19 protein-coding genes and 1 tRNA gene are annotated in these 23,877 nt (G+C 68.5%); 4 read left to right on the top strand and 16 right to left on the bottom strand.

What is annotated here, in order from left to right:
- Nucleotides 1-4 precede the first annotated feature (4 nt).
- Complete coding sequence (gene hrpA, locus AC1Q5B_RS07605; protein ID WP_492631127.1) at nt 5-4,114, bottom strand: ATP-dependent RNA helicase HrpA; 4,110 nt, start codon at nt 4,112-4,114, stop codon at nt 5-7.
- Between the two features lie 89 nt (nt 4,115-4,203).
- Between hrpA and AC1Q5B_RS07600 the strand changes: the two genes are divergently transcribed.
- The 3 genes from AC1Q5B_RS07600 (at nt 4,204) to AC1Q5B_RS07590 (ending at nt 7,244) form a co-directional block, all read left to right on the top strand.
- Nucleotides 4,204-4,758 carry a Dps family protein gene (locus tag AC1Q5B_RS07600; protein WP_492631126.1) on the top strand — a complete coding sequence of 185 codons (555 nt, stop codon included), beginning with the start codon at nt 4,204-4,206 and terminating at the stop codon, nt 4,756-4,758.
- Between the two features lie 135 nt (nt 4,759-4,893).
- Nucleotides 4,894-6,687: a DNA helicase RecQ gene (recQ, locus tag AC1Q5B_RS07595; RefSeq protein WP_492631125.1), complete on the top strand. Its 1,794-nt coding sequence runs from the start codon at nt 4,894-4,896 to the stop codon at nt 6,685-6,687.
- A gap of 101 nt (nt 6,688-6,788) precedes the next feature.
- Complete coding sequence (locus tag AC1Q5B_RS07590) at nt 6,789-7,244, top strand: hypothetical protein (protein ID WP_492631124.1); 456 nt, start codon at nt 6,789-6,791, stop codon at nt 7,242-7,244.
- 4 nt (nt 7,245-7,248) lie between these two features.
- Here AC1Q5B_RS07590 and AC1Q5B_RS07585 read toward each other — a convergent pair whose 3' ends face one another.
- From AC1Q5B_RS07585 to AC1Q5B_RS07575, 3 genes are all read right to left on the bottom strand, one after another.
- Nucleotides 7,249-8,400, bottom strand: a complete 1,152-nt coding sequence (locus AC1Q5B_RS07585) for an MFS transporter (protein WP_492631123.1) — start codon at nt 8,398-8,400, stop codon at nt 7,249-7,251.
- A gap of 5 nt (nt 8,401-8,405) precedes the next feature.
- Entirely contained in the window at nt 8,406-10,586 is a 2,181-nt protein-coding gene (locus AC1Q5B_RS07580) for a glycoside hydrolase family 3 N-terminal domain-containing protein (protein WP_492631122.1), read from the bottom strand.
- Nucleotides 10,587-10,709: 123 nt separating this feature from the next.
- On the bottom strand, nt 10,710-12,737 hold the full coding sequence (locus AC1Q5B_RS07575; protein ID WP_492631121.1) for a M3 family metallopeptidase: 2,028 nt from the start codon (nt 12,735-12,737) through the stop codon (nt 10,710-10,712).
- A gap of 234 nt (nt 12,738-12,971) precedes the next feature.
- Between AC1Q5B_RS07575 and AC1Q5B_RS07570 the strand changes: the two genes are divergently transcribed.
- Entirely contained in the window at nt 12,972-13,580 is a 609-nt protein-coding gene (locus AC1Q5B_RS07570; RefSeq protein WP_492631120.1) for a GNAT family N-acetyltransferase, read from the top strand.
- 35 nt (nt 13,581-13,615) lie between these two features.
- On the opposite strand, the gene AC1Q5B_RS07565 is transcribed toward AC1Q5B_RS07570, so the two are convergent.
- From AC1Q5B_RS07565 to AC1Q5B_RS07510, 12 genes are all read right to left on the bottom strand, one after another.
- Nucleotides 13,616-13,691, bottom strand: a tRNA-Lys gene (locus tag AC1Q5B_RS07565).
- Nucleotides 13,692-13,765: 74 nt separating this feature from the next.
- Complete coding sequence (queC, locus tag AC1Q5B_RS07560) at nt 13,766-14,431, bottom strand: 7-cyano-7-deazaguanine synthase QueC (RefSeq protein WP_492631119.1); 666 nt, start codon at nt 14,429-14,431, stop codon at nt 13,766-13,768.
- 47 nt (nt 14,432-14,478) lie between these two features.
- Nucleotides 14,479-15,162: a 7-carboxy-7-deazaguanine synthase QueE gene (gene queE, locus AC1Q5B_RS07555; RefSeq protein WP_492631118.1), complete on the bottom strand. Its 684-nt coding sequence runs from the start codon at nt 15,160-15,162 to the stop codon at nt 14,479-14,481.
- Nucleotides 15,163-15,224: 62 nt separating this feature from the next.
- A complete protein-coding gene (gene ybgF, locus AC1Q5B_RS07550) occupies nt 15,225-16,049 on the bottom strand; it encodes a tol-pal system protein YbgF (protein ID WP_492631117.1) in 825 nt (274 codons plus the stop codon).
- A gap of 15 nt (nt 16,050-16,064) precedes the next feature.
- Nucleotides 16,065-16,580 carry a peptidoglycan-associated lipoprotein Pal gene (pal, locus tag AC1Q5B_RS07545; protein ID WP_492631116.1) on the bottom strand — a complete coding sequence of 172 codons (516 nt, stop codon included), beginning with the start codon at nt 16,578-16,580 and terminating at the stop codon, nt 16,065-16,067.
- A gap of 65 nt (nt 16,581-16,645) precedes the next feature.
- Nucleotides 16,646-17,962, bottom strand: coding sequence for a Tol-Pal system beta propeller repeat protein TolB (tolB, locus tag AC1Q5B_RS07540; RefSeq protein WP_492631115.1), 1,317 nt, complete (start codon nt 17,960-17,962; stop codon nt 16,646-16,648).
- A gap of 101 nt (nt 17,963-18,063) precedes the next feature.
- Nucleotides 18,064-19,101, bottom strand: coding sequence for a cell envelope integrity protein TolA (tolA, locus tag AC1Q5B_RS07535; protein ID WP_492631114.1), 1,038 nt, complete (start codon nt 19,099-19,101; stop codon nt 18,064-18,066).
- Entirely contained in the window at nt 19,091-19,534 is a 444-nt protein-coding gene (locus tag AC1Q5B_RS07530) for an ExbD/TolR family protein (RefSeq protein WP_492631113.1), read from the bottom strand. Before AC1Q5B_RS07530 ends, tolA begins: the two co-directional genes overlap by 11 nt.
- 12 nt (nt 19,535-19,546) lie before the next feature.
- A complete protein-coding gene (tolQ, locus tag AC1Q5B_RS07525) occupies nt 19,547-20,320 on the bottom strand; it encodes a protein TolQ (RefSeq protein ID WP_492631112.1) in 774 nt (257 codons plus the stop codon).
- Between the two features lie 42 nt (nt 20,321-20,362).
- Nucleotides 20,363-20,800 carry a tol-pal system-associated acyl-CoA thioesterase gene (ybgC, locus tag AC1Q5B_RS07520; protein WP_492632058.1) on the bottom strand — a complete coding sequence of 146 codons (438 nt, stop codon included), beginning with the start codon at nt 20,798-20,800 and terminating at the stop codon, nt 20,363-20,365.
- A 69-nt stretch (nt 20,801-20,869) separates the two neighbouring features.
- On the bottom strand, nt 20,870-21,910 hold the full coding sequence (ruvB, locus tag AC1Q5B_RS07515) for a Holliday junction branch migration DNA helicase RuvB (RefSeq protein ID WP_492631111.1): 1,041 nt from the start codon (nt 21,908-21,910) through the stop codon (nt 20,870-20,872).
- Between the two features lie 36 nt (nt 21,911-21,946).
- Complete coding sequence (locus tag AC1Q5B_RS07510) at nt 21,947-23,869, bottom strand: potassium transporter Kup (protein WP_492631110.1); 1,923 nt, start codon at nt 23,867-23,869, stop codon at nt 21,947-21,949.
- Between the last annotated feature and the right edge of the window lie 8 nt (nt 23,870-23,877).

The following is a 23,877-nucleotide window of genomic DNA, read 5'->3' as shown; positions in this document are numbered from 1 at the left end:
CGCCTCACCCGCGCAGCGCCTGCAGGCGCTGCGCGAGCTTCTTCGGCGACACGCCGCTCTTCGCGCCCAGTTCCTGCGCGAACACCGAGACCCTCAGTTCTTCCAGGTCCCAGCGCAGCGCCTGCCAGTCCGGCGCCTGCGCAATGCCATCCTCGTTCGCCTGCGCCAGCGCGTCGGCGAACGGCTTGAGTTCCAGCATGCGGGCCTGGTCCTTGGCCGGGTCGCGCTTGGCGCGCTCGGCGCGCAGGGTCATCGCCTTCAGGTAGCGCGGCAGCTGCGCCAGCGCATCGGCCGGCGTGTCGCGCAGGAACCCGGGATGCACCAGCGCCGCCAGCTGCGCGCGCAGGTCGTCGAGGTTGCCGCGCGCCCACCCCATCAGCGGCGCCTCCAGTTGCGGCTTCAACTCCGCGACCGCCGACAGGATGGCCTCGGCCAGCTTCAGCCGCTCCATCGCTTCACCGAACAGCCGCTTGCCGGCATCGTCCCGCCGCTGCTCGAACGCCGCACGGTCGCGGATCGCGTCCAGCCCGTCGGCCAGCACCGCATTCATCGCCGCATCGATGATGTCGCCGCGCAGCCGCTCCTGCGATTCGATCGCCGCGTAGAGCAGGCCCGTCTTCGGCGATACCGGCAGCTGCTTGCGCGCCTGCTTCACCTTGTCGGCGAGCGCGATCTCCAGCAGGCGGCGTACGCCGCCCGGATGTGCGGCAGCAGCTTCCGAACGGTCGGCGAATACCTGCAACGCCACAGTCTCGCCGTCATCGCGCAGCGCGGGATACGCGGGCACGCCGGCTTCGCCGGGCACCTCGCGCGGAATCGGCTGCGCGGGGAAGTCGCGCAGCCCGGTCGCCGCCATCGCACGACCGGCGCGCGCGGCGAACGCCTGTCCCGCCTTCGCGCCGAAACGGGCGCGCAGTTCGTCGAGGTCGCGCGACTCGGCCAGCACCTTGCCTTCTCCCGCGCCACGCGGGTCTTCACGCAGCCGCAGGTTCATCCGCAAGTGCGGCTCCAGCGCAGCTTCGTCGAAGTCGAGCGCACTGACCGTTACGCCGGTGGCACGCGACAGGAAGCGTGCCAGTTCGCCACGGATGTCGTCGGCGGTCGGTTTGGCGAACGCTTCGAAGAACGCACGGCCGAAATCCGGCGCCGGCACGTAGTTGCGCCGCATCGCCTTGGGCAGGCTGCGGATCAGCCCGGCCGCCTTGTCGGCGACGAAGCCGGGGGCCAGCCATGACAGCCGCGCGGGGTCGAGCGCATTGAGCAGGTGCAGCGGCACCTCCAGCGTCACGCCGTCGTCGGAAGCGCCCGGTTCGAACTTGTAGTGCAGCGGCAATCGCGCATCGCCCAGCGCGAAGTACTTCGGGTACCGGTCTTCCTCGCTGCTTTCACCCGGCAGCAGGTCGGCCAGCGACCAGTGCAGCGCGCGGCGCTTGTCGGCCGGCAGGCCTTTCCACCACGCATCCAGCCCGGCAGCGGAATGGAGGTCGGCCGGCACGCGGTCCAGGTACCAGCGCGCCTGCCAGTCCTCGTCGGCGACCAGGCCGGCGCGACGCAGCTTGGCTTCTTCTTCGCGCGCCTGTTCCAGCGTCTTGAGGTTGTCGGCGACGAACGACGCGCGCGTGTTGATCTCGCCGGTCACCAGGCCCTGGCGGACGAAGAAGTCGTGCGCTTCCGCCGGCGCGATGCGGCCGTAATGCACCGGCTTCTTCGGCGCCAGTACCAGCCCGAACAGGCTGATCTGCTCCGACGCCAGCACCTGGCCCTGCGCGCGCGACCAGTGCGGATCGAAATGCTTGCGCAGCAGCAGGTGCGGCAGTTCGGCGATCACCCAGTCCGGCTCGATCGCGGCCAGCGTCATGCCCCACACCTTCTGCGTGTCGAGCAGGTTGGCGACCAGCAGCCACGGCGGCGGGCGCTTGGACAGCGGTGAGCCCGGGAACGGCAGGAAGCGGCGCTGCCGTGGCGCCTGGAAATCGCCCTTGTCGGTGCGGTGGCCGATCTGCGTCGGCAGTCCGGCAACCAGCGCGCGATGAAGCGTCTGGTAGGCGCTGGCGCGCACGCGCTCGCTGAAGCCACCGGCGGCCGACACCTGCTCCTTGTGCGTGCTGGCCGCGACCGGCGCAGGTGCGGCGTTGGCCTTGCCCTCGCGGGCCAGCCGCGCGGCGCGATGCAGTTGGCCTCGCGTCGCCTTGACGGCCGCGGCGTCATCGCGCGCGGGAGGTAGTGCGCTGCTGCCGGCCAGCAATGGCGCCATCGACGCCTCGTGGGCTTCTTCCTTCCAGCCCAGCTCCTCGCACAGCAGGCGCAACTGGCGATGCAGTTCGCGCCATTCGCGCATGCGGAGGAAGCCGAGGAAATGGCGGCCGCACCAGTCGCGCAACTTCGATTGGGTCAGGTCTTCGTGGGCTTGGCGATAGGCATCCCACAGGCGCAGCACGCCGACGAACTCGGAGCGCCCGTCGGCGAACTGCGCGTGCGCCGTGTCGGCCGCGCCGCGCGCGTCGGCAGGACGTTCGCGCGGATCCTGGATGCCGAGGAACGAGGCGATCACCAGCATCGGTCGCAGGCAGCCGACGGCCTGCGCGGCCACCAGCATGCGCGCCAGCTTCACGTCGACCGGCAGCCGCGCCATCTGTCGGCCGATGGCGGTCATGCGCCGCGCGTTGTCGACCGCGCCCAGTTCGGCCAGTTGATGCCAGCCATCGGCCACGGCGCGTTCATCCGGCGCCTCCAGGAACGGGAAGTCCTCGATGCGACCCAGGCCCAGCTGCAGCATGCGCAGGATCACCCCGGCTAGGCTGGAACGGCGGATCTCCGGATCGGTGAACTCCGCGCGCGCCTGGAAATCGGCTTCCGCGTACAGGCGGTAGCAGATGCCTTCGGCGATGCGGCCGCAGCGGCCCTTGCGCTGGTTGGCGCTGGCCTGCGAGATCGGTTCGATATGCAGGCGATCCAGCTTGTTGCGCGGGCTGTAGCGTTTGACGCGGGCGAAGCCGGGGTCGACCACGTACCGGATGCGCGGCACCGTCAGCGACGTCTCGGCGACATTGGTAGCCAGCACGATGCGCCGGTTCGCGCCGGGATTGAACACTCGGTCCTGATCCTGGTTGGACAGGCGCGCGTACAGCGGCAACACCTCGGTATTGCGGTACTTGCGGCGCTCCAGCGCCAGGTGCGCGTCGCGGATCTCGCGCTCGCCCGGCAGGAAGACCAGCACGTCGCCGCGCGCGTCCTGCCGGGTGATCTCGTCCACCGCCGCTACGATGCCGTCGTTGACCGTGCGTTCGCCTTCCTGCTCGCCCTCGCCTTCCAGCGCGCGGTAGCGCACCTCGACGGGATAGGTGCGGCCCTCCACGCTGATCACCGGCGCGTCGTCGAAGTGCTTGGCGAAGCGTCCGGTGTCGATGGTCGCCGAGGTGACGATGACCTTCAGGTCGCGGCGCTTTCGCAACAATTGCTTCAGGTAGCCGAGCAGGAAGTCGATGTTGAGGCTGCGCTCGTGCGCCTCGTCGACGATGATCGTGTCGTAGGCCGACAGCCAGCGGTCGCTGGCGATCTCCGCCAGCAGGATGCCGTCGGTCATGAACTTGATGTGGGTGTCTTCGCCGACCTGGTCGTTGAAGCGCACCTGGAAGCCGACGCCACGGCCAAGCTCGGTCTTCAGTTCCTCGGCCACGCGGCGCGCCACCGCGCGCGCGGCGATGCGGCGCGGCTGGGTGCAGCCGATCATGCCGGCCACGCCCCGGCCGGCGGCCAGACACAGCTTGGGCAGCTGGGTGGTCTTGCCGGAGCCGGTCTCACCGGCGATCACCACTACCTGGTGCTGGCGGATCAGCTCGACGATACGCTCGCCCTCGCGGGCGATCGGCAGGGATTCGTCCAGCGTCACCGCGGGCACGGCCGATAGACGGCGCTCGCGGGTGGCGATCGACACCGCCAATGCCTGCTCGAAGGCCTGGCGCGCGCCGGCATCGGCGGGCTTGCCCTGCCAGCGCGACCACAGCCCGTGCAGCCGGCCGCGGTCCCGGCTCAGGGCACGGTCGAGCGCACCCCGCCCCTGGTCCAGGGCGGTGCGGTCGGGGGCGGCATGGGAGGGGTCACGAGGGGTTTTCATTCTTCAGCACGACGTTGAAACTTTTCGCTCACGCCACATGTTCTAGTGTGTCCATTGTGCCGCCTCAACCCACCTACAGGAGAATCCGCATGGCCAAGCCGAAGACCAAGCTCGCCAAGACCAAGGCCACCTCGGTAGCCGCCCCGCTCGCGGCGGCCCCGTCGGCACCGAACATCGATATCGGCATCAGCACGGGCGAACGCAAGAAGATCGCCGACGGTCTGTCGCGCTTCCTGGCCGACAGCTACACCCTCTACCTGAAGACCCACAACTTCCACTGGAACATCACCGGCGCGATGTTCAATTCGCTGCATACGATGTTCGAAACCCAGTACACGGAGCAGTGGACCGCGCTGGACGAGATCGCCGAGCGCATCCGCGCGCTGGGCTTCAATGCGCCCGGCTCGTACCGGGAGTTCGTCAGCCTGACCTCGATTCCCGAGGAGCCCGGCCTGACCGACAGCGCCGACTGGCGCGAAATGGTCCGCCAGCTGGTGGTCGGCAACGAGGCCGTCTGCCGTACGGCCCGCAAGGTGCTGGACATCGCCGACGACGCCGACGATGCGCCGACCGAGGACCTGCTGACCCAGCGGCTGCAGACGCACGAGAAGTACGCCTGGATGCTGCGCTCGCTGCTGCAGTAAGCGCGCCGCGCCCGCGTTACCTGGACGCCCGGCCTTGGCCGGGCGTCCCGTTTTCCAGCCAGTGTCGGATTTCCCCCACCCTTCTCCGGGGCGTCAGCCCAGGGAGCGGATCGACCCTCGGGTTATCCTGTGCCCATGTCGTCCCCCGCACTCGAAACCCTCCAGCGCGTCTTCGGTTACAGCGCCTTCCGCGGCCACCAGCAGGCCATCGTCGAACATCTCGCCGCCGGCCATGACGCCCTCGTCCTCATGCCGACCGGCGCCGGCAAATCCCTCTGCTACCAGGTGCCCGCGCTGCTGCGCGACGGTACCGGCATCGTCGTCTCGCCGCTGATCGCGCTGATGCAGGACCAGGTCGACGCGCTGCGCCAGCTGGGCGTGCGCGCGGCCTTCCTGAATTCCTCGCTGGCGGCGGACGAGGCCAACCAGGTCGAGCAGGCGCTGCTGGCCGGCGAACTCGACCTGTTGTACGTCGCGCCCGAGCGGCTGCTGACCGGGCGCTTCCTGTCCTTGCTGGACCGAAGCCGGATCGCGCTGTTCGCCATCGACGAAGCGCACTGCGTCTCGGCGTGGGGCCATGACTTCCGCCGCGAGTACCTGGAACTGACCCTGCTGCACGAGCGCTGGCCGGAGGTACCGCGCATCGCGCTGACCGCCACCGCCGACCCGCCGACGCAGCGCGAGATCGCCGAGCGGCTGAACCTGGTCGACGCGGAGAAGTTCGTCAGCTCGTTCGACCGCCCGAACATCCGCTACACCGTCGTGCAGAAGGACAACGCGCGCCACCAGTTGCGCGACATGCTGCGCAAGCACCAGGGCGAGGCCGGCATCGTCTACTGCCTGTCGCGCAAGCGGGTGGAGCAGTTCGCCGACTACCTCGCCGAGCAGGGCTTCAACGCCCTGCCGTACCACGCCGGGCTCGATGCGAGCGTACGCGCGCACCACCAGCGGCGCTTCCTGCGGGAGGACGGCATCGTCATGGTGGCGACCATCGCCTTCGGCATGGGCATCGACAAGCCGGACGTGCGCTTCGTGGCGCATGTGGACCTGCCCAAGTCGATGGAAGGCTATTACCAGGAAACCGGCCGTGCCGGCCGCGACGGCGACGCGGCCGAGGCGTGGCTCTGCTATGGACTGGGCGACGTGGTGCTGCTGAAGCAGATGATCGAACAGGGCGAGGCCGGCGAGGAACGCAAGCGGCTGGAGCGACGGAAGCTGGACCAGTTGCTGGGCTACTGCGAATCCACCCAATGCCGGCGGCAGGTGTTGCTGGCGGGTTTCGGCGAGATCTACCCGCACGACTGCGGCAACTGCGACAACTGCCTGAGTCCGGCCGAGACCTGGGACGCCACCGAGGCCGCACAGAAGGCGCTGAGCTGCGTGTACCGCAGCGGCCAGCGTTTCGGCGTGAATCACGTGATCGACGTCCTGCGTGGCAGCGAGAGCGAGCGGATCCGCCAGTGCGGACACGACCACCTGACCACCTATGGCATCGGCAAGGACCTGGACGCCACCGCGTGGCGCAGCGTGTTCCGGCAACTGGTCGCCTGCGGCCTGCTGGAAGTCGAGGCCGAGTTCGGCAGCCTGCGCCTGACCGAGGGCAGCCGCGCGGTGTTGCGGGGCGAGCGCCGCCTGCAGCTGCGCAAGGAACAGCGCGAGCGGCGCGAACGCGACCGCGGTGCGCGCAGCGGCGTGCCGGTGCAGCCCGCCGATCTGCCGCGCTTCCAGGTGCTGCGCGACCTGCGCGCGCAACTGGCGCGCGAACAGAATGTTCCCGCCTACGTCATCTTCCACGACAGCACGCTGCGCAACATCGCCGAACAGCAGCCGGCGACGCTGGCCGACCTGGCGAGGGTCGGCGGCATCGGTGGCGCCAAGCTCGAGCGCTACGGGCAGCGCGTACTGGATGTGCTCGGCGCGGCGGGATGAAGTTCCGCGGCCACGGGGCTCCGCATCAGCGGGCATTCAATCCCCGGCTGTTAGCTTGCCTTCAGGCCTGCCGTCCGGTGGGCCGCCGCCCCGGGATTCCCATGAAGACCCTGCCCGTCGCCCTGCTGGTCCTGTTGATTGCCCGCCCCGCCTGGGCGCAGTCCGATGCCGAAGCGCTCGACCTCAGCCTGCCGCCGTCGGCTGCGTACGCCAAGGATCCTCCGGGCACCTGGTACGGCGACACGCGACCGGCACGTCCCAGGAAGGACGCCACACCGGCCGCTGCGGTCGATCCTTGTGTCTACTACGGCGACGATGACGGGGACGGCGTGTCGGGCAGCGTCACCACGGGCATCGGCTACAGCAAGGGCCATGGCCGCAGTACCTACAACGCGGCCAACCTCAATCTCTGCAAGACCACGTACGACGACGAAGGCAAGCCGCGCACGTTCAATCTCAACATCAACGTGGACCGTTACGACGGCCCCGGCGTGTACTACGGCCCGTATGGCGGGTATCCCGCTGGCCCGGTGATGCGCGGCGCTCCGCGCCCGTGAGTGATCAGTCGCGCGTGGCGACGCGCGCGACCGCCGCCACCGCGACCAGCAGCGCGACCAGCAAGCCCAGCGCCGCCGCCAGCGAGGTGAGCTTGGCGATGAAGCCCAGCGCCGCCGGACCCAGCAGCACGCCCGCATAACCCATCGTCGTGACCGCCGCGACGGCCAGATGCGTGGGCACGGCACGCTGGCGACCCGCCGCGGAAAACATCACCGGCACCACGTTGGCAGCGCCGGCCCCGACCAGGGCGAAACCTGCCAACCCGGCCAGCGGCGACGGCACCAGGATCGCCAGCAGGAAGCCGGCGGCCGCGATCAACGCGCCGCAGACCACGACACGGAATGCACCCAGTGCCTGCACGATGCGGTCGCCAGTCAGGCGGCCGATCGTCATCGTCACTGCGAAGGCGACGTAACCGAAACCTGCCGTGGCCGGATCGGCATTGCGCACCGACGTGAGGAAGACCGCGCTCCAGTCCAGCACCGCGCCTTCGGACAGGAACATCGCGAAGCACACCGCGCCGACCAGCAGCACACGCCCGCGCGGCAGTACGAACGCGGGATGGTCGCCCTCGCCGCCTTCGACCAGCAGACCGCGACGGGATGACGCCAACAGCAACGCGGCGACGATCGCCATGCCGCCGATCGCCAGCAACGGCGACGCCCCAAGCGCCAGTGCGCCCGCGACGCCGCCCGCGCCGGCGATGCCGCCGACGCTGTACATGCCGTGGAAGCCGGACATCATCGCGCGCCCGCTGTCGCGCTCGACGATCACCGCCTGCACGTTCATTACCACGTCGAGCACGCCCATGCTGGCGCCGAAGATGGCCAATACCAGCGCGAGCACCGGGATACTCGGCGCCAGCATCAGGGCCGGCATGCACAGGCAGATCACCGTCCCCGCCGCGAGGATCACGCGACGGCAGCCGAAGCGTGCGGCCAGCCCGCCGGCCAGCGGCATCATCAGCACCGAGCCTACGCCCAGGCAAAGCAACAGCAGTCCGAGCTGACCGTCGTCCAGCGCGAGCTTGCGCTTGGCGAAGGGAATCAGCGGCGCCCACGCCGAGATCGCGAATCCCCCGATGAAGAACGCGATACGGGTGGCGACGCGCTCGCGCGCGCCCAGGACCGGCGTCGCCGCTTCACCCGCGGCCATGCCGTTCAGGGCGCCAGCAGTTCGAACGGCACCGCGTCGCCGACGGCGCTGGACGGCGCGACCCACAGGTCGAACAGGCCGGGTTCGGCGATCGGGCGGTTGTCGACGCCGTGGAACTCGAGATCGGCGCGCGTCAGCGTGAACACGACCTCCTGCGACTCGCCGGCGGCCAGCGCGACCTTGCGGAAGCGCTTCAGTTCACGCACGGGGCGCACGCGGCTGGCGACACGGTCGCGCAGGTACAGCTGCACCACTTCTTCGCCGCCGCAAGCGCCGGTGTTGCTGATGCGCGTGCGGATGGTCAGCGTGTCGTCCCAGCCGAGCGTCTGCGTGTCGAGCTGCGGCACGCCGTAATCGAAGCGCGTGTAGGTCAGCCCATGGCCGAACGGATACAGCGCGGCATGCGTGACCTCGCGCCAGCGCGTCTGGAAGAAGCGCGGCGTGCCCGGCACGTTGGGACGGCCGGTGGCGGGATGGTTGTAGAAGTACGGCTGCTGCCCGGCATCCTGCGGGAAGCTCACCGGCAGGCGCGCGGACGGGTTGTAGTCGCCGAACACGACGTCGGCGATGGCCGGACCGGTCTGCGTGCCGAGGAACCAGCCCACCAGGATCGCCTGTGCCTCGCGCACCGCGCCTTCGAGCGCCAGCGCGCGGCCGTTGCGCAACACCACGACGATGGGCGTCCCGGTCGCGGCGACCGCCTCGGCCAGCGCCTGCTGCGCGGCGGGCAGCACGATCTGCGTGCGCGACTGCGCCTCGCCGGAGAACTCGTGCGGTTCGCCGACGGCCAGCAGCACGACGTCGGCGTCGCGCGCGGCGGCGACGGCGGCGTCGATGCCACCGTCGATCGCGTCCTCGATGCCGCTGCCCGGCACGACGACCAGCGCGGACGGGGCGTCCAGCGCGGCCCGCACGCCGGTTTCCACGTCCACCATGCGCGCGGCGTCGCCGAAGATGTTCCAGCAGCCGCCGAGGTTGGCGGTGTCCTGCGCGAACGGACCGATCAGCGCGATGCGCTGGCCGGCCTTCTTCAGCGGCAGCAGGTCGGCCTCGTTCTTCAGCAGCACGATGGAACGGCGTGCGCAGTCGCGCGCCAATGCGTCGTGCGCGGCGATGTGCGACTGGTCGGCTTCGCGTCCGGCGTCGAGACAGCGGTAGGGATCGTCGAACAGGCCGATCGCGGCCTTGACGTACAGCACGCGACGCACGGCTTCGTCGACCTCGTCCATCGTCAGCCGGCCTTCCGCGACCAGTGTGGCGACATGGCCGGCATACAGGCCGCTCTGCAGGCTCATGTCCAGGCCGGCCGACAGCGCCTTCTGCGCCGCGTCGGCTTCGTCGCTGGCGTAGCCGTGCGCGATCAGCTCCAGGTCGGACGTGTAGTCGGAAACGACGAAGCCGTCGAACTTCCATTCGCCGCGCAGGATGTCGGTCAGCAGCTCGCGGTTGGCCGAGGCCGGCACGCCGTTGATGTCGTTGAACGAACTCATCAGCGTCAGCGCGCCCGCGTCGATCGCGGCCTTGAACGGCGGCAGGTGCACGTCGCGCAGCGTCTGCGGCGCCATGTCGACGAAGTTGTAGTCCAGGCCGGCGGAGATCGCGCCATAGGCGGCGAAGTGCTTCGGCGTGGTCAGCAGCGAATCGGCGGCGGTCAGGTCGTCGCCTTGGAAGCCGCGCACGCGGGCAGCGGCGAATTCGCAGGACAGGTACACGTCCTCGCCCGAGGTTTCCGCCACGCGGCCCCAGCGCTGGTCGCGGGCGACATCGACCATCGGCGCGAAAGTCCAGTGGATGCCTGCGGCGGTGGCTTCCTTCGCGGTCGCGCGCGCGGTGCGCTCGGCCAGGTCGGGTTCGAAGCTGGCCGCTTCGCCCAGCGGAATCGGGAACACCGTGCGCATGCCGTGGATGACGTCGGCGCCCAGCAGCAGCGGAATGCCCAAGCGACTCTCCTCCACCGCGATGCGCTGCGCCTCGCGGCCTTCCGCCGCGCCCACACCGTTGAACAGCGCGCCGACGCGACCGCTGCGGATCTGCTCGCGCACCTGCTCGGCATCGCGCGCGAAGGTCTCCGGATTGACATCGAAGGCGAACGGCCGCAGCGCGTCGGCGAAGGCGCCGAGCTGGCCGATCTTCTCCCCCAGCGTCATCTCGGCGATCAGGCCTTCGATCCTTCGCTGATGCGGCATGTACGCGGTCCTCCCGGGAACGCCGGTGTTACGGGGAAGCCATTATGAAAACGTTTACAGACAGGGTCAAACCCTCTGGAAACGGCTTCCGCCGGGCGATTTCCGGATACATCGCGACGACGGTCATCCGGCCATGCCGGAATGACGCAGCAGTGCATCGATCCTGGGCGCGCGGCCGCGGAAGGCCCGGAAGTTCTCCGCCGCCGGCCGGCTCCCGCCGCGCGCCAGCACCTCGCGGCGGAAGCGCGCGCCGGTATCCGCGACCTGCGCAGGCGCCTCCTCGAACGCGGCGTAGGCGTCGGCGCTGAGCACTTCGGCCCACTTGTAGCTGTAGTATCCCGCCCCGTAACCGCCGGCGAAGATGTGGCTGAACTGATGCGGGAAGCGATTCCACGCGGGCGGAATGTTCACCGCCACTTCGTCGCGCACCCGGTCCAGCAGGGCCAGCACACTGTCTGCGGCGGCATCGAAGCCACTGTGCAGCTGCATGTCGAACAGGCCGAACTCCAGCTGCCGCACCGTCGCCATGCCGCTCTGGTAGTTCTTCGCCGCGACCATCCTGTCGAACAGCGCGCGCGGCAGCGGCTCGCCGGTGTCGACGTGCGCGGTCATCGCCTGCACGCGCTCCCATTCCCAGCAGAAGTTCTCCATGAACTGGCTGGGCAGCTCCACCGCGTCCCACTCCACGCCATTGATGCCGGCCACGCCCAGCTCGCCGACCTGCGTCAGCAACTGGTGCAGACCATGGCCCATCTCGTGGAACAGGGTGATCACGTCGTGGTGGCTGAAGGTCGCCGGCTTGCCGTCCATCCCCTTGCCGAAGTTGCACACCAGGTAGACCAGGGGCGTCTGCACGCCACGCGCCGTCTCGCGACGGTTGCGGCAGTCGTCCATCCAGGCCCCACCGCGCTTGCCTTCGCGGGCATACAGGTCGAGGTAGAACTGGCCTGCAAGCACGCCATCGCTATCCACCAGCCGATAGAAGCGCACATCCGGATGCCAGGTCGGTGCCGTGTCCTGTTCGACGCGCAGGCCGTAGAGATCACCGATCACGCCGAAGAGGCCTTTCAGCACCGCCGGCTCGGTGAAGTACTGCTTCACTTCCTGCGCGGAGAAGCTGTAGCGCGCCTGCTTGAGCTTTTCGCTGGCGTAGGCCAGGTCCCAGGCTTCGAGCGTCTCCAGGCCGAGGTGCTCGCGGGCGAAGGCTTCCAGTTCCGTGCGGTCGCGCTGCGCATGCGGCTTCGCGCGCGCGGCGAGATCGCGCAGGAACGTCAGGACCTCGTCCGGCGTGTCGGCCATCTTGGTCGCCAGCGAATACTCGGCGTAGCTGGCGAATCCGAGCAATCCGGCGAGTTCGGCGCGCAATGCGAGGATGCGGTCGATCAACGCGGAGTTGTCCAGCGCCTCGTTGTCGGCGAGTTCGGACGCGCGCACCGCGTTGGCGTGATACAGCGTCTCGCGCAGTGCGCGATCGTCCGCGTACGCCTGCACCGGCAGATAGCACGGCATCTGCAGGGTGAACTTCCAGCCCGGCTCGTCATCGGCCTTGGCCGCCGCACGCGCCGCCGCAACCACGTCGGGCGGCAGGCCGCCCAGATGCTGCTTGTCCTTGATCCAGAATTCGTACTCGTCGGTCGCGTCCAGCACGTTCTGCGAGAACTTGGCCGACAGGCTGGCGAGTTCCTCCTTCACCGCCGCGAAGCGCGCCTTCTGTTCGTCCGGCAACTCGGCGCCACCGAGGCGGAAGTCGCGCAGCGCATTGTCCAGCACCTTGCGGCGCGCCTCGTCGTACTCAGCCGCTTCCGGCGCGTCGGCCAGGGCGCGGTACTGGCGGTACAGCGCCAGGTTCTGGCCGAGCGCGCTCCAGAACCGCGTCACTTTCGGCAGCTGCGCGTTGTAGGCGCCGCGCAACGCCGGGGTGTTCACCACGGCTTCCAGATGCGTCACCTGGTTCCAGCCGCGCGCCAGATGCTCGGTGGCATCGTCCAGCGGCACGATGAAGGCATCCCAGGTCACGGGTGTCACGGCTTCCGCCGCTTTCACGGCGGCCTCGGCCTCGGCCAGCAACTGGTCGATCGCGGGCGCGATGTGCTCGGGGCGGATCGCGTCGAACTGCGGCAGGCCGGAGAAGTCGAGCAGGGGATTGGTCATGGGAGCACCTGGAGGAGAAGTCGTTCGTGGCAGAGGACGCAGGAGCGCGTCGCGGCGTGCGCCAGCATGCGCATGAAAAGAGATATGGGGGTGCCGGCAACACCCGCAAAGCCCGCTGCTGATTTTACCGGGGCGATCGAGGCTCGGGCCGACGGCACGTGTTCCTCCCCCCTCGTGCCGCGGATCTGGCGTATAACCGGCTTCCGGTACTCCGCCGTCAGGCCACGAGGCATCATGGAGATCGCACGCGCAACCTCTTCCGACCTGGTCCAGGCCGTGGATCGGCTGACCCATGCCTTCGCCAGGGATCCGATTACGTGCTTCCTGCTTCAGGACGGCCCGGCGTACCGGGAACGCCTCACACGATTCTTTTCGCTGTTGATACGCGCGCGTCTCGCGCTCGGGATGCCCGTCCTGGTGACGCGCGACGGCGACGAGATCCACGGCATCGTGATGGGCAACACCCCCTCGCCTCCCGCATGGCCCTCCGACATTGCCCAGGAGTGGGAGGACTTCGAGAGGGCAGTCCCCGGCATGGTCGATCGGCTGGCGATCTACGAAGGGCTCGCGGCGCAGTTCGCGCCCACCGTGCCGCACTACTATCTTGGCGTCATCGGCGTCGATCCTGCCCTGCATGGCCAAGGCATCGGCATGCGCCTGATGTCATCGTTCTGCGATCTGTCCACCGCCGATGGCCTCTCCCATGGTGTGTACCTGGAGACCGGAGAACCGTCGAACGTGCGGTTCTACGAACGCGCAGGCTTCGTCGAGACCGGTCGCGGAACGATGGGAGACGCAACGCTGTGGTGCATGTACCGACCGCACGAACGCGACAGCGATTGAATCGCCGCGAGCGCTGTTCGTCAGTGACGGAAGTTTGGTGGGCCGTGAAGGATTCGAACCTTCGACCAAAAGATTAAAAGTCTTCTGCTCTACCGACTGAGCTAACGGCCCGGAAACGCATCCCGGCGTTGCGCCGGGACGCGCATTCTAGCGCATCGTCCGCGACGGGGCGAAATCCGCCCGGTTCACGCGTAGTGCGTGGGGTCCGGCACGCCCGCATCGGCGAAGCCGGCGGCGCGCAGGCGGCAGGCATCGCAGTGCCCGCAGGCACGGCCCTGCGCATCGGCCTGGTAGCAGGAAACCGTCTGGGCGAAATCGACGCCCAGGCGCACGCCCTCGCGCACGATGTCGGCCTTGCTCATGCGCAGTAGCGGTGCCTGGATACGCAGCCCCGCGCCTTCGACGCCGGCCTTGGTCGCCACATTGGCGAGCTTCTCGAACGCCTCGATGAACTCGGGACGGCAATCCGGATAGCCCGAATAGTCCACTGCGTTGACGCCGCAGAAGATGTCGCTGGCGCCGAGCACTTCGGCCCAACCCAGCGCGACCGACAGCATGATGGTGTTGCGCGCCGGCACATAGGTCACCGGGATGCCCGGGCCGCCGGCTTCGGGCACGTCGATATCGTCGGTCAGCGCCGAGCCGCCGATGCTGCGCAGGTCCACGTGCACGGTCTTGTGCGCGGCAGCGCCAAGCGTCGTGGCGACACGGGCAGCCGCGTCGAGTTCAGAGGTGTGCCGCTGGCCGTAGCGCACGCTCAACGCGTGCACGGCGAAGCCCTGTTCGCGGGCGATGGCGACGACGACGGCGGAGTCCATGCCTCCGGACAGGAGGACGACGGCATTCTTCATGGGGCGTTGATGTATGGGGTAAGGGGTAGGCTACCGCAGGCGCGGGATCAGCGCCCCGGCTCGTCGTTCCACAGCAGCTTGTGCAGCTGCATCTGGAAGCGCACCGGCAGGCGGTCCTCGACGATCCAGTCCGCCAGGTCGCGCGGCGACAGTTCGGACTTGCTGGGCGAGAACAGCACGTCGCAGCGCTCGGCCAGCCGGTGCTCGGCGAGCATGCCGCGCGCCCACTCGTAGTCGGCGCGCCCGCACAGCACGAACTTGACTTGGTCGCGCGCGGTGAGCAGCGGAAGGTTCTCCAGCCTGTTGCGCGCCATCTCCTTTGAGCCGGGCGTCTTCAGGTCGACCACGCGCGACACGCGCGGGTCGACGTCGGCAACATCGAGCGCGCCCGAGGTTTCCAGCGATACGTCGAAACCGGCGTCGCAGAGCTTCCTCAGCAGCAGCAGGCAGCGCTTCTGCGACAGCGGTTCACCACCGGTGACGCAGACGTGCCGCACGCCGTACCCCCCCACGTCCGCCACGATGTCGTCGATCTCGCGCCATTCGCCGCCATGGAAGGCATAGGCGGTGTCGCAGTACTGGCAGCGCAGCGGGCAGCCGGTCAAGCGAACGAAGACGGTGGGCCAGCCGACCGCATTCGCCTCGCCCTGCAGGGACAGGAAGATCTCGGTGATCTTGAGGCGTTCCAGCGGGGACTGGACGATCTCGCTGGGGCGGGCGGCGTCATTCATGGGGTGCGCATGATACGCCCTGGCGGCCCGTCATCCGGCTCCGAGGGCCGGACGATCGCGGCTCAGCGGAGACGGCCGAGCTGGATGGCGCGCAGGCGGTCGTCGGCGGTGCGCGCGACGTCGGTGCCCGGGTACTTGGCGATGACCTCGCCAAGGGTGCGCTCGGCCTCGGGCAGCTTGCCCAGCCCGTAGTCGCACAGGCCGATCTTCAGCAGGGCGCCGGACGCCTTGTCGTGGGTCGGGTACTGCGCCAGCAGCGCGCGGAACTGCTCCGCGGCCAGCGCGTAGTTCTGGGTGACGTAGTAGCTCTCGCCCAGCCAGTACAGCGCGTTGGGGGCGTAGACCCCACTGGGGTAAAGCTGCAGGAAACTGGTGAACAGCTGCGCGGCGTCGGCGTATTCGCCAGCCTTGAGACGATCGAAGGCGACGTTGTAGGCCGTCCGTTCGTCGCCGGTCGCGGACAGCGCCCCCATGTCACCGTGGACACTGGGTGGACGCTCGGACGTCGCCGCTACAACGGGCGCCGGCACGGTGGCCGGCGCGGCGACAGGGGCGTTGCCAAGGGGCGGCGCGGCGGCGGCCGGAGCCGGAGTGCCACCGCCTTCCAGACGGTTGAGGCGACCGTCCAAATCGAGGTACTGGTCGCGGCTGCGCTGCTTGAGCTGCTCGTTCTCGTTCTGCAGCTGCTCCAGTTGGGCGCGCAACTCGCGCAGCTCCTGCTCCTGTTGGGTGACCCTGTTGAGGAGGTCCAGGTTCTGCTGCGGATTGTTGGCCTTCGCTTCCAGCGCGGCCACGCGGTCGGCCAGGCTGACCCGCTGCGCGTGCGCGGGAGCGGCGGCCACGAGGGCCGCCGCCAGGACCAGCAGGTACGTCTTCTTCGCGATCATCGTGACGATGACGGCTTACTTCGCCGTGTAGACGATCTCGACGCGGCGGTTCTGCGACCAGCAGGACTCGCTCGAATCGGTGCAGACCGGACGCTCTTCGCCGTAGCTGACCACGGTCAGCTGGCTGGCCGAACCGCCATTCGCCTGCAGGGCCGAATTCACGGCGTTGCCGCGGCGCTCGCCCAGGCCCAGGTTGTACTCGCGGCTGCCGCGCTCGTCGGCGTGGCCTTCCAGCGTGATGCGCGAGGACGGACGGTCGCGCAGGTACTTGGCGTGGCAACCCATGATGGCCTGGAATTCCGGCTTCAGGGCGTCCTGGTCGAGGTCGAAGTACACCACGCGCTGACGCAGGCAGCTGTCACGATCCAGATCGTCCGGACCGAAGGCGCCGGTGGTGGTCGGACCGGTCGGCGTGGTGGGTACCGTCGAAGTGTCGGTCGGGGCTTCCGGCTTGGTGCTCTTGGTCTTGCAACCAGCCAGCACGGCGACGGACATCATGGACAGCAGCAGAACACGGGTGGTCTTGTTCATGGTCATTCCTTGCGTCGTTTGAACGGGGGAGATCGGTTACACCGGGGCACATTGTAGACAGAAAATTAACGCTGAGTGCGGTAGGGCGACCAGGCCGGCTCGCGCACATCCGCATTGGCCACGACCAGACGCTGGCGTACGCGCGCGTCGGCGGAGACCGCATACAGCACGCCCCGCCCGCCTTCGCGCGCGGCGTACAGCACCATGCTGGCGTTAGGGGCGAAGCTCGGGGATTCGTCCAGCGACCCGGGCGACAGCGACGTCCAGCGGGCACCGCCCAGACTGGTGTCCATCAGAGCGATCCGGTAGTTGTTGCCGCTACCCTGCACCACGGCGATCTTCTTGCCGTCGAAGCCGATACTGGCGGTGGCGTTGTAGTTGCCTTCGAACGTCACCCGGCTGGCGCTGCCGCCGACGGCCGGCACGCGGTAGATCTGCGGGCGACCACCCCGGTCGGAAGTGAAGTAGATGCTGCCGCCATCCGGGCTCCAGACCGGCTCGGTGTCGATCGCGGCAGTAGTGGTGAGCTGGCGCAGCGAACGGCTGCCCAGGTCCATCACGTAGATCTCGGGATTGCCGCTGCGCGACAGCGTCAGCGCGAGTTGGCGGCCATCCGGCGAGAACGACGGCGCGCCGTTGATGCCGCGGAAGCTGGCGATCTTCTCGCGTGCGCCGGTGGAGATGTCCTGGATGTAGATGGCCGAATTGCCGCTCTCGAAGCTGACGTAGGCCAGCTTGCGCCCATCCGGGCTCCACGACGGCGACAGCAGCGGCTCGGCCGAGCGCACCACGGTCTGCGGATTGAAACCGTCGGAGTCGGCGACCATCAGCGCGTAGCGCGTCGCCTTGCCGGTCCCGGCGGCCGTGATATAGGCGATGCGGGTCCAGAAGGCGCCGCGCACGCCGAGGATCTTCTCGTAGATCGCGTCGGCCATCTGGTGGGCGACATCGCGCAGGGCGTTCGCGCGTGCGGTCTTGACCTCGCCAAGCAGCCGCTCCTGCTTGGCCACGTCGAACAGTTCGTACTCCACGCGGTAGCTGCCGTCACCGGCATCGGCGACGCGGCCGACCACCAAATAGTCCTGCCTCAACGCGCGCCAGGTCGGATACTGGACCTCGCTGCCGCGGGTCGGACGCTCGGTGATGCGGGCCTCGGGGAGGGTGCGGAACGCGCCCGAGCGCTCCAGATCGGCCCGGACCACGGCCGACACGTCGGTCGGCGGTGCGGCGCCGCCCTGGTAGGGCATCGGCACCACGGCGATCGGCAGGGCGGAGGCGTTGCCGCCGATGATGTCGATCTCGAGCCCCTGCTGCTGGGCGGACGCCAGTGCCGGGACGAAAGCGAACAGGAACAGGGCAAACCAGCGCAGCGGTTTCTTCATGGGCAACGACTCTGCGGTTGAACGGGGCGGCAAAGGGATACCAGCCCACGCGTGAACGTTTTAACAATTGTGAACGGAGTGCGGCGAAACGCCGCGTGAAGTCAGCGATCCCGGGCTTCGAAGTTCAGGGTCAACGTCCGGGCGAACACCGATTCGTAGCCGCGATACGGCAGCGGCTGGGCCTTCAGCACGGCGCGCTCGACCGAATCCTGACCCGCCGCGTCCATCGCACAGCCCGGCTGGACCTCGGCGCTGACCACCTCGCCACCCGGCAGCTGGCGGATCACGACCTTGCAGCGCGTCCCCACCGGAATGGATTCGGGCCGGGTCCACTGGCGCAACACCGCCTCCTGGATGGCAGCGGCGTAGCGGCCGCGCAGATCCTCATCGGTACCGCCGTTGCCGGCCGGGCCCGCGGCCGGCGCCGCCGTGGACGCCGCCGTGCTGGCGGCCTGCCGCGCACGGGCATCCGCCAGCTGGCGAAGCTTCTGTTCGGCCAGTTGCTGCTCGCGCTGGGCCTGCGCCCGCTGGCGACGGATTTCTTCCAGCCGTTTCTTGTCGGCCTCGGCCTTCTGCGCCGCCTCGGCGGCGATGCGCTTCTGCCGGTCCTCTTCCTGCTGCGCGGCCAAGCGGCGCTGCTGTTCCGCCTGCTCCTGGCGATTGCGCTCGGTCAGGTCGATCTGTTCCTGGCGGCGCTTGGCCTCCTGCTCCTGGCGCGCCTTCTCCTGCGAGATCGCATCATGGCTCGCTTCGTCCTGGTCCACGTCGTCAGGCACCGGGATGCGTTCCTGCGCCTGCGCCTGGCGCTGGACCGGCGCGTCCTGTGGCGCCGGCTCGGGGATCGGCTGCGGCGGCGGGATGGTGTCCTCCGGCGCCGGGTCCTGCACGGGCTCGGGCAGCGGCACCGGCTGGAAGTCGAGCGCGCGCTCGACCGCGCGCTGGTCGGCGGCGGACACGTCGAGCGTGGCTTCCATCGATTGCGAGCCCGCCGCGTTCAGCCGCTCACGGTCCCACTTGAAGTAAGGCGACAGCACCAGCAGCGCGAGCAGCAGCAGGTGCAGGCCGACGGCCCACGCCACCGACCGGCCCAGCCCCTCGTCCTGCGGGGGGCGCTGGCGCTGGAGCACCTCAGCGTGCATTGCCACCCGCGTTGGTCATCAGGCTGACATTGCCGACCTTGGCCCGCCGCAGCACGTCCATGGCGTCCAGCACCTTCTGATACGGCGCCGAACCCTCGGCCGCCACCATGATGCGCAACTCATCGCCCTGCTCGGCGCGGATCGCGGCCACCCTGGCCTCGAGCGTCGTCGCGTCGAGTACTTCGGGCTGTTTGGCTTCCGGCAGCTTCAGGCCGAAACGGCCATCCGGATACGCGACCACGATGACCGGTTCGTTGCGCGTTTCCACCGCCTTGGCGTTGGACGACGGCAACTTCACGTCCACGCTCAGCGTGAGCAGCGGCGCGGTCACCATAAAGATGATCAGCAGCACCAGCATCACGTCGATGTAGGGCACGACGTTGATCTCGGACTTCAGCTTGCGCCGCTTGCGATGGAAGATGCTTCCGGCCATGGCGTGCCCCGCTTACTCGCCCGAGCTCTGGCGCTGGAGGATCGAACTGAATTCTTCGGCGAAGCTCTCGTAGCGCACCGCCAGCCGCTCGACGCGGGTGGTGAAGCGGTTGTAGGCCCACACGGCGGGGATCGCGACGAACAGGCCGATGGCGGTGGCGAACAAGGCTTCCGAGATGCCCGGCGCGACGGCGGCGATGCCCGCCTGCTCGCCGCTGTTGAGCATGTCGTGCATCGTCACCATGATGCCGAACACGGTGCCGACCAGGCCCACGTAAGGCGCGGTGGAACCGATGTTCGCCAGCAGTTCCAGGTTGCGCTCCAACTGGTCGACTTCGCGCGTATAGGTCACGCGCATGGCGCGTTGCGCGCCCTCGAGCTGGGCGCGCCCATCCAGGCCGCGCTTGTCGCGCAGGCGGGTGAACTCGCGGAAGCCCGCTTCGAAGATCGCCTCCAGGCCGGTGACCACGCGGTTGCGGTCGGCGGCGCCGGCATACAGCTTGTGCAGTTCGGCACCGGACCAGAAGCGGCCTTCGAATTCGTCGGCGTCGCGGTTGGCGGTCTTGAACACGCGACCCTTGCGGAAAATGATCACCCAGCTGATCACCGAGCCGACCAGCAGCAGCAGCACGATCAGCTGCACCGGCAGGCTCGCCTTGAGCATCAGGTCGATGTAGTTGATCCCGCTGTGCGTGGTGGCGGCGGCCGCCCCGGCCGCAGCCGCCGTCGCTTCGGGCGGCAGCGCCTCGGTCACGACTTCCTGGAAAGCCAGCAGCGTTGCGATCATCCGTCGTTCCTCGTGTCTCGGTTCGTGTTGCGTATCGGGTTACTACAGCGGCCGGCCCGGAGTCTCGAGCCGGCGGAATGCGTCGTACAACGCTTCAGGCAGCGCGACGGGTCTGAACCCGGACGCGCTGAGCGCAGCGACCTTCACCTCGGCCGTGAGTAGTACCTCGCCGTCCCGTTCGATGGACTGGGCGAAGACCACACTGGCCCGCCTGCACTGGTGGATGCGCGCACTGACCTGCAGCAGATCGTCGAGCCGGGCGGGGCGCAGGAAATCCAGACGCATCGCGCGGACGGCGAACACCAGGTCGTGGGTCTGGCGCAGTCGTTCCTGGGCGTAACCGCGGGCCCGCAACCATTCGGTACGGGTCCGTTCCAGGAAAGCGACATATTGCGCGTGGTACACCACGCCACCGGCGTCGGTATCTTCCCAATAGACGCGTGTCGGAAAGATGAACGGAGCCGTATCCCCGGCGATCATCGTCGAATCAGTCGTCAATGCCTGCGCTCCCGCACGATGTGGTGCATACCAACCTGTAACCAGTGACGCTCAGAACAGCTCGCCCGACGCGTCGCCCGACTCCGGCACCCTGCCCTTCGGGGTCAGGCCCAGATGCAGGTAGGCCTTGCGGGTCGCCATGCGGCCACGCGCGGTGCGGATCAGGAAACCCTGCTGGATGAGGTAGGGCTCGATGACATCCTCCAGCGTGCCGCGCTCTTCGCTGAGCGCCGCGGCCAGCGACTCCACGCCGACCGGACCACCATCGAAACTGTCGATGATGGTGCGCAGCATGCGGCGGTCGAGTTCGTCGAAGCCTTCGGGATCCACCTTCAGCATCTGCATCGCGGCGCGCGCGACGTCCACGTCGATATGCCCGTTTGCCTTGACCTGCGCGTAATCGCGCACGCGGCGCAGCAGCCGATTGGCGATGCGCGGCGTACCTCGCGCGCGGCGGGCGACTTCGGCGGCGCCTTCCGGCACGCAGTCCATGCCGAGGATGCGCGCCGAGCGCTGCACGATGCGGGTGAGTTCCTCGGGCGAGTAGAACTCCAGCCGCTGCACGATGCCGAAGCGGTCGCGCAGCGGCGCGGTCAGCAGGCCAGCGCGCGTGGTGGCGCCGATCAGGGTGAACGGCGGCAGGTCCAGCTTGATCGAGCGCGCAGCCGGGCCTTCGCCGATCATGATGTCGATCTGGAAGTCCTCCATCGCCGGATACAGCACTTCCTCGACCACCGGCGACAGGCGGTGGATCTCGTCGACGAACAGCACGTCGTGCGGCTGCAGGTTGGTCAGCAACGCGGCCAGGTCCCCGGCTTTCTCGATCACCGGACCGGAGGTCACGCGCAGGTTCACGCCCAGTTCGTTGGCGATGACATGGCTCAGCGTGGTCTTGCCCAGGCCGGGCGGCCCGAAGATCAGCACGTGGTCCAGCGCCTCGCCACGCCCCTTCGCCGCCCGGATATAGATGTCCAGCTGCTCGCGGACGGGCTTCTGGCCCAGGTACTCGTCCAGACGCTTGGGGCGGATGCTGGCCTCGATGGCGTCGTCTTCGCGCGTGGCGGTGGAATCGATGATGCGGTCGGCGGTCATGGCGGGATTATGGCCGAAATGCCGGCCGGTTCCCCGTCAGATCTCCACTTGCGCGCCCAGTTCCACCAGCCGGTTGCCGGGGATGCGGAAGAAGCCGGTCGCCGGCGCGGCGTTGCGGTGCATGACCGCGAACAGCTTGTCGCGCCAAATCGGCATGCCGCGGCGGCGGATCGCCACCACGCTCTCGCGGCTGGCGAAGTAAGTGGTGTCCATCGGATCGAAGTAGATGCCGCCCTTGTCGCACGAGCGCATCAGTGCGGCCGGTACGTCCGGCGTCTCCATGAAACCGTAGCGCACGATCACGCGATAGAAGTCGTCGCCGATCGACTCGATCTTCAGTTTCTTCGCCGACGGCGCATAGGGCACCGTCAGCGTCTCCACGGTCAGGAACACGTTGCGCTCGTGCAGCACCTTGTTGTGCTTGAGGTTGTGCAGCAGGGCGTGGGGCACCATGCCGGTCTGCGCGGTCAGGAACACCGCCGTGCCCGGCACGCGCACCGGCGGCGCCAGCATCAGGCCCGGCAGGAAGGTATCGAGCTGGATGCCGTCCTTGCGGATCTCGGCAGTCAGCAGTTCGCGGCCGCGCCGCCACGTCCGCAGCAGGGTGAACAGGATCGTGCCCAGCACGACCGGGAACCAGCCGCCCTGCAGGATCTTCGCGCCGTTGGCGATGACGAAGGCGATATCGGCGACTAGGAACACCACGCACAGCGGCAGCACCCAGCGGCGCCACTTCGGCCACAGCGCGCGCGCCACGATGGCCAGCAGCAGCGTGTCGATCAGCATGGTGGCCGACACCGAGATGCCGTACGCCGTGGCCAGCGCCGACGAACTGCGGAACGCCAGCACCAGCCCGATGACGATGATCATCATCATCCAGTTGATGCCGGGGATGTAGATCTGGCCGATGGTGTCGTGCGAGGTGTGCTTGATGTGCATGCGCGGGATGTAGCCCAGCTGCATGGCCTGTCGCGCGATGGAGAAACCGCCGGTGATGACCGCCTGCGACGCGATGACGGTGGCGGCGGTCGCCAGCACGATCATCGGTATGCGCCCCCACTGCGGCACGCCGATGTAGAACGGGTTCTTGACCGCGGCGGGATTCTCGAGGATCAGCGCGCCCTGTCCCAGGTAGTTCAGCATCAGCGCCGGCAGCACGAACCAGTACCACGCCAGCCGGATCGGGCGCGCGCCGAAGTGGCCCATGTCGGTGTAGATGGCTTCGCCGCCGGTCACCGCCAGCACCACCGCACCCAGGATGAAGATGCCGTGCCAATGGTGGGTGAGGAAGAAATTGACCGCCCACGCGGGATTGATCGCGTGCAGCACTTCGGTTTCGTGGGTGATGTTGATCACCCCCAGCACCGCCAGCACCAGGAACCAGGTCACCGTGATCGGACCGAATACCTTGCCCACCTTGGCCGTGCCGAAACGCTGCGTGGCGAACAGGCTGACCAGCACGACCAGCGTGATGGGCACGATCCAGCTGTGCATTTGCGGCGCGACCACTTCCAGGCCTTCCACCGCCGACAGCACGGAGATCGCCGGCGTGATGACGCCGTCGCCGAAGAACAGCGAGGCGCCGAAGATGCCGAGGATGCCGACCAGATAGGCCGAGCGCGATCCCTTCGCGAGGCTGCGCTGGGCCAGCGCCATCAGCGCCATGATGCCGCCCTCGCCCTCGTTGTCGGCGCGCATGATGATGGTCACGTACTTCACCGTGACCACCATCGTCAGCGCCCAGAACACCAGCGACAGAACGCCCAGCACGGTGTCGTGGTCGGGCACCAGTCCGTAATGCCCGGAGAACGCTTCCTTCAGGGTGTACAGCGGGCTGGTGCCGATGTCGCCGAACACCACGCCGATGGCACCGATGACCAGGGTGGCGAGGCTGGCATTGCCGTGCCCGTGATGACTTCCATGGGGGGCGGACGACGCGGAATGCGAAGGGGTGGACATGGCGGCCG

The organism is Pseudoxanthomonas sp. GW835-FHT14C01 (assembly GCF_058793715.1).
Note: the sequence above shows the minus strand (reverse complement) of the source record. Positions and strands in the feature narration are given on the sequence as shown.